The following is a 12,495-nucleotide window of genomic DNA, read 5'->3' on the forward strand; positions in this document are numbered from 1 at the left end:
CAGGTAGTTGTCATTGGAATTACTGGACGGCTGCCTCTCCGGTGCCGCGCTGCTCTTTGAGGAAGCTGATCCACGGAGATGCCCGACCGCTGACGTTGCCATTCTGAGCTGCCTGGGTGAAGGCGTTGAGGGCCTCCTTCGGCTTTTGTTGCTCAAAATAGGCGACACCGGTCAGGAACTTGAGATCCGCCCGCTGTTCACCATTGGCATTGGCGGCTGGTTTGGCGGCCAGCGCCACCAGATCCTGATAGCGTTTGCTCTGGATCATCATGCGCGCCATTTTCAGCTGCAGATCGGCGCTCGGGGCCAGCTGATAGGATTTGGCCAGGGTGTCGATGGCCGGATCCAGCTCCTTGGCCTGATGCCAGTAGTTGGCCAGGGTTTTGTAGTTGCTGGCGCTCTGCTCAATCACCCCATCCTTCATCCCCTTCTCCATCACCCGTGCGGCGCGATGGGGAATGCCGGTGAAGGCGAGGTAGTTGGCGAGGCGCTGCAGCTCGGCGGCCTCGGTCAACATGCCGAGGTTGTAGGCCGACTCCAGCGCCGCCAGCGCCTTGGCATCGTTGCCTGCCTGCATATGCATGGCCGACAGCTGGGTCCAGTACTTCTTCTTCTCCGGGAACATGTTGACCAGAGAGGTCAGCACCTCGGTCGCCGGTTTGTACTGTTTCAGCTCGTAGTGAGCGCCCATCTTCAGCAGATACCAGGACTCCGGCGCTTTACCTGCCGACAGCTTGATCGCCTGATCCACCGCCGGGATCGCGTCACGGTACTGCTTGAGCTGCACGTGAGCGTTGGCCAGCGTGATATAGGCATGGGAGTTGGGCTTGTCATCCTTGCCCTGGTTGGCAAACCACTCCTTCATGGTCTTGATCGAGCCCTGATAATTACCCTCCGCCATATAGAGCTGGGCCAGGTTGTAGCGCACCTGCTGGGCCACCGGTGGCGGCAAGCCGCCTGTCGCGATGGCATCGGCAAAGTACTTGGTCGCCTGACCGTATTTCTCCTGCTGGGCGGCCACGAAACCGAGAGTCTGCAATATGACCCCCTTGTCGTAGACCCGCTCGCCTGCACCGGAGAGCGCATCTTGCAACTTGGCGTTGGCCTCGCCGTATTTCTTCTCGGTGATCAGCTCCTGCGCCTTGTTGACCGCCCGATAGGCCCGATCCGACAGGGCCGGCTGCTCGGCGGCCCAACTGGCGGTGCTGAGCAGCACCGCCATGGCGACCGGGGCGAGGATCATCTTGTGTAACTTGTTCATCGCCACCTTCCTTAGTTGACCGCAAACTCGATCTCTTGCTGCATACGGCTCGCCTGCGGCTTGCCATCCACCATGGCCGGTTTGAACGTCCACTTGGCGATGGTTTTGCGCGCCTCTTTGCCGAGGTCATAACTGCGCGGCTCTTCCTTGACGATCCGCACGTTGCTGACGGTGCCGCGCTCGGTAACGGTGAACTCCACCAGCACCTTGCCGGAGGCCAGCCCCGCCAGCGCCGCCTTGCGGGGCATCATGGGCTCGAAGGTTGCCAGCGGAATGGCGCCGTTATTGCCACCGACTCCGCCACCACCGCCGCCGGTGCTGTAGGCCCCCAGCGCGTTGCCACCACCGATGTTGACCGGGATGTCGAGCTTGGGCATGTCCATCGGCGCGCTCTCCATCTTCGGCCGATCCGTGCTGGCCACCTCCATCTCGGGAGGCGGTGGCGGACGCTTGGGCGGCGGCGGTTTGGGCAGCTCCCGCTGTTTCTCTTGCAGGGTCTCCTGGGGCTTGAGGCGGATGAAATCGGTCATGGTGACGTCATCCTTCTCCACCAGCTCCCGGTGATCCGGTGTGATCAGCTTGTTCATTCCCAGAAACAGAAAGAACACCACCACACAGGAGACCGCCAACGATATCAGGTATCTCATAGGTCTCTCTCCGGCATCAGCTGCTCTTGTCTGCCGCGATGGAGATGTTCTGGACACCGGCCATGCGGATCTGATCCATGACCTGCACCACCAGACCGGAACGGGATTCGTTATCGGCCTGGATCACCACGGCACTCTCCGGGTTCTCGGCCCGCAGCCGCTCGATGTTGGCGCGCACAGCACCGACCTCGACCACCCGCTTGTCGACCCAGACCTGACCGTTTTCGCGTACCGCGACCATGATATTGCCCTTCTTCACCGTCTCGGCCGTGCTGGCACTGGGACGGTTGATCTCGACACCGGACTCCTTGACGAAGGAGGTGGTGACGATGAAGAAGATCAGCATGATGAACACTATGTCCAGCATGGGGGTCAAATCGATAGCCGCCTCGTCAGCACCGCTGTCGCTGTAACGTTTTCTCATAGCAGAAACTCCTTGCTTGTTCTGTGCCCCCGGCAGGCCATGCCTCGCCGGGGGTATGCATCCTGCATCAACCGTGTTTCAGGTTGTCTTCCAGCTTTTGCACCGCCAGTTTGGCCTTGTGATCGAGCTGGTTGACAAAAAACAGGCCGGAAAGGGCGGCGATCATGCCCGCCATGGTCGGTACCGTTGCCTTGGAGATCCCCGATGCCATCGCCCGCGGCGAACCGGTGCCGGTGATGGCCAAAGTGTCAAACACCTGCACCATCCCCACCACGGTCCCCAGCAGCCCCATCAACGGGCAGAGAGCGATCAGCACCTTGATGACCGGCATTCCCTTGTCCACCGCCATGGCAACCCGTGAGACCAGCTCGCGGCGGATCTGCTTGGCAGACCAGGAGAGATGATCGGTACGGGCCAGCCAGGTGGCCTTGGTCTGCTTCACCTGCTTGGGGTAGACCGCCATGAAGTAGAACCAGCGCTCCAGCAACAGGGCCCACATCATCAGGGTCAGGAAGAACAGGGCGACCAATACATCGCCCCCCAATCCCAAAAACCGGCGGACCGACTCGACTTCTTCAATCAACCAGAACCACATGGGTGACTCCTTACGCTGCGGCTTTGGAGGCGTGCAGACGTTCCTGATAACGGGCGACGAAACCGGCGCTCTGCTCTTCCAGCACCTGGATCAGACGACGGCTCTGGGTCTGCACTATGGTGTAGAGGAACAACATGGGCACGGCGACGACCAGCCCCTGCATAGTGGTCACCAGCGCCTCCGAGATACCGCCCGCCATCAGCTTGGGATCGCCGGTACCGAACAATGTGATGGCCTGGAAGGTAGCAATCATCCCCACTACGGTACCGAGCAGGCCCAGCAGCGGCGCGACCGAGGCGATCAGCTTGATGATGCTGATACCCTTCTCGAACTTGGGCACATTACGCAGGATGATCTCGTCGAGCTTGGACTCCAGATCCTCGATGTTGTCACCGCGATGGCTCTGGTAGGCTCCCAGCATGTCACCAATGGGGTTGCCCTTGATGATCTGATCGGATTTCAGCTGCTTGCGCATGGACGAGCCGATCAACGACAGGCGGATACCGCAGAAGATAGCCAGCAGGGTACCGAGCACACCGAGCACCATGATGACGTAACCCACTTCACCACCCTGATCGATCCGCTCCTTGAGAGTCGGTGACTGCACCAGCAGAGAGAGGATCACGCCGCGAGACGGGTCGATAAAGATGGGTTTGACCCCGTCACCGCCCTGTTCAAACTCGGCGATCGGTTCCAGCACCCCCTTGTCAGGTTGACGGGAAAGCTGCTCGAACTTGCCGGTCTCCGGCACGAAGGTGAGGTACTTGCCTTCGGAGACAGTGTTGAACTCACCGATCTGGGTGACCGTCTTCTCGGCCTGGTTGCCTTCGCCGTAGACCACGGTCGCCGGGATCTGGCTCACCTTGCCACCGTCCACCATGCGGCTGAGGGTGGTGGTCCAGAACGCTTCCAGATCGTCGCTGGAGGGGAGCTCTTTACTCTCGGCCAGACGGGTCAGCAGCGCGGTCTGTTCCGGATGCTCGACCCGACGGGCGGAGGCATTGAAGATCCCCTTGAACTCACCGGCGAACTGACGCAGTACGCCGAACATCTCGCCCATGTTGCCGGAACGCTGGCGCAGGGTTTCGGTCAGTTCGGTCAGCTGCTTGTCGTTGGCATCAAAGGTCGCCTTGAGCTGCTCGCCCTTGGCTGTTTCGGCAGCCAGCTCGGCCTTGGCCTTGGCCAGCAGCGCCCCCTGCTCGTTCTTGTCAGCCAGGAAGCGGGCTTCCCGCTCCTTGTTGAGTTGGGATTCGCTCAGGCTGGAGGCCTTGACCTGATTCAGCAGCGCATTGAGATCCACCGGTTTTTCGGCGGCGGTCACCGGCAGGGTGACCAGGGTTGCTCCCGCAATCAGGGAGGCAATCGCAAGTTTGATTCCTTTCATGATGCTTTCTCCGCAGTTTGAACCGGCAGCTTGATCAGCGCGGGAGGCGCCTGCTTCTTGGCGATGCGAAGGCCCTGTTCAACCGCACTGCGATACTCCTGGGGCAACTCTTCCCACTGGCGAGTCTTCTTGTTCCACATCCCGGTCTCATTGCCATCCGGGGATTGATAGAGCAGCGCGATGCGGCCAACCCGCAGGAACTCGTAGGTCTTCTCGCTGCCATCCTTGTCCAGGCTCGCCTTGTAGGATTCGATGGTGCGGCTGAAGCCCTCCTCGATCTGGTAGGCCTCCAGGATCTTGCGGTACTTCTCGGAGATGGTGACATCGGCCCGGTTCATCAGGTCGGTCAGGGCCGCCACGCGGTCCTCGCGCTCGACCTTCTGGAACGGCAGATCCAGCGCCACAAACTGCTCGAGGGAGTCGATCATCTTGAGCATCAGGGGGACGACTTCGGTGCTGGTCTGATCAATCTGGGCGATCTGCTTTTGCATCGACGCCAGCTCGGCACTCTGGGACTCGACCATCTTGCTCACCTGCTCGTTGTAGGTGCGCAGACTGTCGACCTGACGCAGGGCGGCCTTGTACTGGGCCAATGCGGATTCGGCAGATTCGGCATAGCTGTCGATCTTCTGCTGGGAAACTTTGGATGCGTTGTCGGTGGCGGCTTGAGCGTCCACGGCCTGACCGGCAGTGGCGGCACTCAGATTGAAGCTGGTCAACAAGGCGGCCGAAACCAGGCTGCCAAGGAGCGCTTTCTTCATTGTAATGGTCCTTGTCTTCATAGGATTACCCTATCTCCGTAACTTCCTTGGACGTTGGGCACAGCCGGCCCGACCGGGCCGGCTGAGGTTGTATATCAACAGGGTTGATTAGAACTTCTGGGTGTAATCGATGTAGTAGATGCGACCGTCGATGCTGTAGAGGTCTTCATCGTAAGTGAAGCCATCGTTGGACAGAGAGGGGCCACGGTTGAACATGTTCTTCACACCGGTCTGGATCTTGCCATTCCAGCTGGTATCGACCGCCACGTTCAGGTTCCAGACGGTGTTGGAAGCGATATGACCCTCTTCCTGACCATCAACATAGTCCTGGCTCTGGGAATCGATATAGTTGGCGCTCAGGTAGGTATCGAGATTCCACAGTTGCGGGAAGTTGGCACCAATCCCGGAGTTGAGGCGCAAGTCGGGTTTACCATTCCAGCCCTTCTTGTCGATCATCGGACCACCGGCAAACAGCCCCTCTTCGTACTGCAGGATGTAAGTACCACCGAAGTCATAACGCAGGGTGAAGGTGTTGAAGTCGTACTTGTAATCGGCTTTAAAATCTACACCACTGGTCTTGAGTTGCCCCAAGTTGACCATGCCAGCCTTGATCTCCTTGATGGTGCCGTTGGGGAGACGAATTACGTTCGGGTTGCTGCCACTGTTCAGCTCCTGATAAATCTGAGTTTGTGCCGTGGCTAGCTGGATCACATCATCAATCTTGATGTAGTAGTAATCGAGTGACAGATTCAAGTTATCCAGCGGGTTGTAAGCAGCCCCGATAGTGAAGGTATCAGCCGTCTCCTCCTTCAGATTTTTATTGGACTGACGGGTAACGTCATACTGTTTCTCAGGACAGTTAGCTGTGCCGGTAGCATTGCAGCGTACATAGTCCTTGGCATAGTCAGCAGAGAATGAGTCTGCGGCATAGAGATCATCCAGCCCCGGCGCCCGGAACGATTGTGACCAGGAGGTCCGGAACATCAGGTTGTCTAGCGGCTGGTAACGCAGGCTCGCTTTGGGCGAGAAGGCGCTGCCAAAGTCGCTGTACTTGTCATAACGACCCGCCAGGTTCAGCTCGACCTGCTCGGTGATGGGGATCAGGCTCTCGATGTAGGTGGCAAACACATCGCGCACACCACCACCGGAGTTGCCGGATGAACCTATGACGTTGCCTGCTTCAGACTGACTGTCATAGGTATCGGAGTAAGTCCAGTCGTTATACTCGGAGCCCCAGTACCAACCGATTGGACCGGCAGGCAGTTCGCCCATTTCCCAACCCAAACCGCCATACCACTGGAAAAAGTCCATCTTGGAAGTACGCGAGGTATCGTAGGACAACAGATCATTTACTGACTTATCAAACTCACCATTGGTGAACTTGCCATCTTTGATTGCATTACGGGCAGCACTTTTGAGGATATAACCGCTACCATCGCTGGTATTGTCAGTCTTGGAGTACATGTAACCGGCGTTCCATTCAACATCCCCAACGGCCTCGGTAGGTAGTACACCGTCAAAGCCCAGGTTCATGCTGCCGGTAAAGTCAGTCACATCGTTATCACGGGGACCAATATTGTTGAATCGATAGAAAATTGCAGCCTGACCGCCAGTGATTCCGTTCGCAGCCAACAACGCAGGATCATCACTCACAAACGAGCCCGCAGCAGGGGCAAAGCGGCCAAAACTGGTCACCCGAGAGCCGATAAACTGAGGAACAAAATCCACGCTGTCATTGATGTGATAGCGACCATTCACATAGACAGTATCGCGAGAACGAGAGGCTGTTTTAGCAGCGACCTTGGCAAAATCAAAGTTGCACAAACCATCCTGCTCAACAAAGCCGGTCCCGACATTGGCACAGTTGATACCTGCAAGCTGCTTCAGATCACCTGTATCTAAATCCATGATGTTACGGCCAGCAACGCTGGGGGACATTGCACCTTGTAAAGCCAGATAGTCACGGTCACGATAGTAGATCACGTCCTTCTCATCGTGCTCGTAAACCATCATCAGGGACCCTTTCTCCCCATTGACGCCCGCAACTACAGAGCCACTCTTCTCATCACCGCCCTCTTCGGTTGGTGAGCCAAGACGCCCTTGGAATGTCAACCCTTCGAAACCCTCCTTGAGGATCACGTTGATAACACCGCCGATGGCATCAGAACCATAGAGTGCGGAGCCGCCGTCCAGGTTAACTTCCACCCGCTCAACAGCAGCCATGGGGATGGTGTTAAGGTTGATGGAAGTGCCCCCCATGGAGGGGGAGCCAGCAACACGTTTGCCATTGAGAAGCACCAGGGTACGTTCTGAGCCCAAGCCACGCAGCCCTACTGTGGCTTGTGACTGGGCAGAACTACCGGAGGATGGGGAGAAACCACCAAAGGAGTTGTAGGAGGCCTGCTTCAGATAATCGGCCACAGTCTGCTGACCAGACTGTTCAATTTGAGCCTTGCTGACAGAGACAACCGGAGTCGCCCCCTCAACATCAACACGGGAGATACGGGAGCCAGTGACTTTGATTTTCTGCAGTTTTTCGACGTTCTGCCCTTCTTCGGCAGATACGGATGGGGCCGCCGCAAGGCTCGCCAAGGCGAACGCAATCGCAGCAGAGATTCTGCTCTTCCTAAGCATCGCTTATATCCTTCCTGGTTGTTTATTGTTTGCTTCCTGATACCGCCCTCTTTGGAGCGATGTGTAAGGCTTATCAATCTTTGACTAGCGACGTCAATGGAGCAGGGGTGTAGCGAGGTCAGGCGTAGAATAAGCGGAGTGTATTAATTTTGACCGGCATAATTAGTGAATAATTCTGCCAAAAACAATTCACACAATGTAAAAACATTGTTAAATGGCGTAAATGGCGCTGAATTAAAATTTGATGAACTTATTAGTTAACGTGCTGTCCGTTTATATCTTATTTTGATTTATTGGCATTAATAAGAATAAAACACTAACTTCATGAGGGTTGCACCTGACCGTTCTCATGGGGATAACAGATAAAATTGTCGAGATGACATCGTTTTCCTTCAATTTCACACCACAAACAAAAACATTACAAATCAACAAGTTAAAATCAATTAAAACTAAAACGAACAGCTGTTTATATTTTTTAAAATAATGTTGAGCAGTAGCGTTTTGTTTTGATTTTCACTTTTCAGATAAAAAACGTCATTTTTCGGTGCTTTTGGTCTCAGCGGGTCATTTGTCCCAGTTTTCCATTTCCTTGTACTTGATTTTTGTTGCAGAGCTTTTACAGTGGCCAAGCGGATTGTCTGCTGTTTGGCAACCAATCCAGCGCGTAATGCCAGGAAGGACAGGCCCGTCACCGGATTTGACTGGCCGCAAAAAAGAACAACAAGGACGAGGTTCCACCATGCTGTCGTATTTCCTACGCCGGATGCTTTTGATCATCCCGACGTTTCTCGGTATAACCCTGCTCGTCTTCACCATCACCCGTTTCGTGCCGGGTGGACCGGTCGAACGCATGCTGCTGCAAGCCCAGGTTTCCCAGAATGAATCCGGCCGCTCCAGTGGCAGCAAGGGGGCACAGGCCCTCTCCGATGAACAGATCGAGGAGCTCAAGGCCTTCTATGGCCTCGACAAGCCCATGCTGGTCGCCTACTGGGAGTGGCTGCAGAAGCTGGCGGTACTCGATCTGGGCGAATCGACCCGCTACTACGAGCCGGTGTGGGATCTCATCAAGGAGCGGCTCCCCGTTACCGCCTTCTTCGGGCTGGCAACCTTTCTGCTGAGCTATGCGGTCTCCATTCCGCTGGGTGTGGCGAAGGCGCTCAGGCACAACAGCCGCTTCGACTCGTTAAGCTCCATGCTCATCTACATGGCCTATGCCCTGCCCGCCTACGTGGTAGGGATCTTCCTCATCACCGTCTTCGCCTTCCATCTGGAGTGGCTGCCGATGGGAGGTTTTCCGGGGGACGACTTTGAATACATGGAGAGCAGCTGGGATCAGATCCGCACTGTCTTTGCCCACGCCCTGCTGCCGCTTATCGCCTACGCCATCGGCGATTTCGCCATCCTCACCATGACCATGAAAAACAGCCTGATGGAGAACCTGTCGGCCGATTATGTGCGTACCGCCGTAGCCAAGGGACTGCCGTTTCGCAAGGCGGTGACTGATCACGCCATGCGCAACAGCCTGATCCCCATCGCCAGTCACCTGGGATCTGTGCTCACCGTTTTCTTTGGCGGCTCCTTCCTCATCGAGACCATCTTCAACATCGACGGCATCGGCCTGCTCGGTTACGAGGCGATCGTCGAGCGGGATTACCCCACCGTCATGGGCATTCTGGCCATCACCTCCATGCTGATGCTGATTGGCAATATCGTCTCCGATATCTGCGTGGCCCTCGTTGATCCCCGCGTGCGTTTTGGAGACTGACCATGAAGCTCAATCCGGTTACCTTGAAAAAACTCAAGCGCTTCAAGTCGATCAAGCGCGGTTACTACTCCTTCATCATCTTCACCACCCTGGTGCTGCTCTCCCTGCTGGCGGAGCTGCTGGTCAACAGCCGGGCACTGATGGTGAGCTATCAGGGCCAGCTGCATTTCCCCACCTATGGCGATGTGATCCCCGGTCAGCAGTTCGGGCTCGATTACGAATACGAGACCAACTACCGCCTGCTCAAGGCCAAATTTGCCGCAGAGGGCCAGGGCGACTGGGTGCTGCTGCCGCCGGTGCCCTGGAATCCCTACGAGCAGGATTTCAAAGAGGATGCCTACCCGCCTTACGCCCCCAGCGCGGCTGAGCGCCACTTCCTCGGCACCGACACCAGCGGCCGCGATGTGCTGGCGCGACTGGTTTACGGCTTTCGCATCGCCATCGGCTTTGCCTTTATCGCGCTGGCGGCCAGTTACGCCATCGGGGTAACCATCGGCTGTCTGATGGGCTTTCTCGGCGGCCGCTTCGATCTCATCCTGCAACGCTTTATCGAGATCTGGTCCCAGGTGCCGTTTCTCTACGTCATCATGATCCTGGTGTCGCTGGCCAAGCCCAACTTCGGCCTGTTTGTCGCCATCAACGTGCTGTTCGGCTGGATGGGGATCACCTGGTATATGCGCACCCTCACCTACAAGGAGCGGGCGCGGGACTATGTGATGGCGGCGCGAGCGCAAGGGGCGACCACCGGGCGGATCATCTTCAACCACATCCTGCCCAATACCCTGATGATGATCGTCACCCTGGCGCCGTTTGCCGTGGTGGGCAATATCTCGACCCTGACGGCACTCGACTATCTGGGCTTCGGGCTGGCACCGCCGACCCCGAGCTGGGGGGAGCTGCTCTCCCAGGGCATCAACAATCTGGATGCCATCTGGATCGTCAGCTCAGTGGTGGCTGCGGTGAGTCTGGTGCTGATCATGGTCTCCTTTATCGGCGAGGCGATCCGCGAGGCGTTCGATCCGCGCAAATTTACCCGTTACCAATAAGCCAGCCGATGCCAGCGCATCGGCTGGCGCCGGATAACGAACAGTAATGAATGAAGGACGGGCCGCCGCCATCGGCGGTCCCGGGAGCAAGGGATAATCCCGTTATCAATCAAGACCCCCAGTGCAGGGGCCAGACCTGGAAGTCAAACATGAAAAATAAAATCAAATGGATAGGTGCTCTCTTTGTGCTGGTAAACGGATCCTGGGTCTGGGCGGCCAGCCTGCCCGCGGATCTCAAATGGGAGACCAACGACACGGATCCTGTGTTCGCCTCCCCCAAGGCGCTGCCGGGTGGCAACCTCAATATGTTTGTGGAGAGCTTTCCGCTGACGTTTCGCACCGTGGGGCCTGATTCCAACGGTTCGTTCCGCTCCTTTATTCTCGATAACCAGTTGCGGCTCATCAGCTTCCACCCCAATACCGGCAACCCCATTCCCTCGCTCGCGACCCACTGGGCCATCGCGCCAGACAGCCAGACCGTCTACTTCAAGCTGGATCCCCGCGCCAAATGGTCGGATGGCAAGCCGGTCAATGCCGATGACTACACCTTCGGCTACGAGATGATGCGCTCCAAACACATCAAGGGGCCCTGGTTCAACAACTACTACACCACTGAAGTGGTAGCGGTAGAGAAGATCGATGATCACACCATTATGGTCAAGGCGGGCAACCGCAAGGCCAAGATGGACCTGCTCAACACCACCGAGCTGTGGCCCCAGCCCAAGCACTACTATAAGCTGACCCCCAACTGGGTGAAGCAGTACAACTGGGCCGTGGTGCCCACCACAGGCCCCTACGTGATCAGCGACGTCAAGAAGGGCAAGTCGGTCACCTTCAGCAAGCAGAAGGATTGGTGGGCAAAAGACGATCGCTACAACCAGCACAGATTCAACATCGACACCATCAAGGTGCAGGTGATCCGCGACCACAACATCGCCTTCCGCCACTTCCTGAAAGGGGAGATCGATACCTTCGAGATGATCCTGCCCAACTGGTGGCATGAAAAAGCGGTCACCCCGGAGTACAAAAAAGGCTACGTGCAGAAGGTAATGGCCATGACCGATACCAAACAGGGCGGTCAGGGGGTTCACCTCAATGTGGCCAACCCCAAGCTGGCGGACGTAAACGTGCGCCTCGGCATCCAGCACGCCTTCAACATCGACAAGATGATCGAGACCGTGCTGCGCGGCGACTATGACAGAGCCACCACCTTCGACTCGGGCTTTGGCGAGTTCACTGACATCACGCTGCCAGAGCGGGCTTATGACATTGGCAAGGCGCGGGAGTACTTTGCCAAGGGCGGCTACAACAAGCCGGGGCCGGACGGCATCCTGCAAAATGAGAAGAGTGAGCGGCTGACGCTGGCGCTCACCTACACCAGTCAGGAGCACTCCAAGCGACTGACCGTGCTGAAAGAGGAGGCCAAGAAAGCGGGTCTGGATCTGGAGCTCAATCTGGTGGATGGCGCCACCGGCTTCAAGGTGATGCTGGAGAAGAAACACGAAGCGGCCTGGCTCGGTTGGGGCGGCGGCGGTCTCTATCCGCAATATTGGGAGTTTTTCCACTCCGCCAACGCCAACAAACCGCAGACCAACAACCTGTTCAACGTGGCTGACAAGGAGCTCGACGCGCTGATCGACGCCTACAACGTCGAATTCGACATGGCCAAGCGGGCCAAGCTCTCCCAGCAGATCCAGCAGCGCATCTATGATCTCGCCATCTTCGTGCCCGGGGTGCAGCTCAACTATGTACGGGCCAGCAGCTGGCGTTATGTGATGCTGCCGGAGGTGCCTGCCACCAAGAACACACCGGATCTGCTCTACTGGCCGATGGATGGTTATCCTCACAGTAGTGGCGGTCTGCTCTGGCTCGATCCCAAGGTGAAGGAAGAGACCCGCAACGCCAAGGAGGCAGGGGAGGCGCTGGCGCCCATCAACCTGCTCGACAAGACCTATGCACGTCATTGATATTCAGGCCA

The 12,495-nt window shown here is 57.1% G+C and carries 10 protein-coding genes; 3 read left to right on the plus strand and 7 right to left on the minus strand.

The genetic code is table 11. From position 1 onward, the window contains the following. Nucleotides 1–19 precede the first annotated feature (19 nt). From ACTG20_RS18640 to ACTG20_RS18670, 7 genes are all read right to left on the minus strand, one after another. Entirely contained in the window at nt 20–1,261 is a 1,242-nt protein-coding gene (locus ACTG20_RS18640) for a tetratricopeptide repeat protein (protein ID WP_194496610.1), read from the minus strand. 11 nt (nt 1,262–1,272) lie between these two features. Next, entirely contained in the window at nt 1,273–1,908 is a 636-nt protein-coding gene (locus ACTG20_RS18645; protein WP_005343441.1) for an energy transducer TonB, read from the minus strand. Nucleotides 1,909–1,924: 16 nt separating this feature from the next. After that, entirely contained in the window at nt 1,925–2,332 is a 408-nt protein-coding gene (locus ACTG20_RS18650) for an ExbD/TolR family protein (protein WP_005338933.1), read from the minus strand. Nucleotides 2,333–2,399: 67 nt separating this feature from the next. Next, on the minus strand, nt 2,400–2,927 hold the full coding sequence (locus ACTG20_RS18655) for a MotA/TolQ/ExbB proton channel family protein (protein ID WP_005338936.1): 528 nt from the start codon (nt 2,925–2,927) through the stop codon (nt 2,400–2,402). A gap of 10 nt (nt 2,928–2,937) precedes the next feature. Next, complete coding sequence (locus ACTG20_RS18660) at nt 2,938–4,311, minus strand: MotA/TolQ/ExbB proton channel family protein (protein ID WP_107682561.1); 1,374 nt, start codon at nt 4,309–4,311, stop codon at nt 2,938–2,940. Next, the gene (locus ACTG20_RS18665; RefSeq protein ID WP_005343435.1) at nt 4,308–5,072 is read right to left on the minus strand and encodes a DUF3450 domain-containing protein; all 765 of its coding nucleotides are present in this window, start codon (nt 5,070–5,072) and stop codon (nt 4,308–4,310) included. The genes ACTG20_RS18660 and ACTG20_RS18665 overlap by 4 nt, the downstream gene beginning before the upstream one ends. Nucleotides 5,073–5,180: 108 nt before the next feature. After that, on the minus strand, nt 5,181–7,706 hold the full coding sequence (locus ACTG20_RS18670; RefSeq protein WP_058057271.1) for a TonB-dependent receptor: 2,526 nt from the start codon (nt 7,704–7,706) through the stop codon (nt 5,181–5,183). Between the two features lie 739 nt (nt 7,707–8,445). On the opposite strand from ACTG20_RS18670, the gene ACTG20_RS18675 reads away from it, so the two are divergent. From ACTG20_RS18675 to ACTG20_RS18685, 3 genes are all read left to right on the plus strand, one after another. Continuing rightward, complete coding sequence (locus ACTG20_RS18675; protein ID WP_031227629.1) at nt 8,446–9,471, plus strand: ABC transporter permease subunit; 1,026 nt, start codon at nt 8,446–8,448, stop codon at nt 9,469–9,471. Nucleotides 9,472–9,473: 2 nt separating this feature from the next. Beyond that, nucleotides 9,474–10,517 carry an ABC transporter permease gene (locus tag ACTG20_RS18680; protein ID WP_194496612.1) on the plus strand — a complete coding sequence of 348 codons (1,044 nt, stop codon included), beginning with the start codon at nt 9,474–9,476 and terminating at the stop codon, nt 10,515–10,517. Nucleotides 10,518–10,666: 149 nt separating this feature from the next. Further along, complete coding sequence (locus ACTG20_RS18685) at nt 10,667–12,484, plus strand: extracellular solute-binding protein (RefSeq protein WP_194496613.1); 1,818 nt, start codon at nt 10,667–10,669, stop codon at nt 12,482–12,484. The last annotated feature ends 11 nt before the right edge of the window (nt 12,485–12,495 follow it).

Source organism: Aeromonas sp. 84A (assembly GCF_051919345.1).
In the GTDB taxonomy this organism is placed as follows: Bacteria; Pseudomonadota; Gammaproteobacteria; order Enterobacterales; family Aeromonadaceae; genus Aeromonas; species Aeromonas veronii.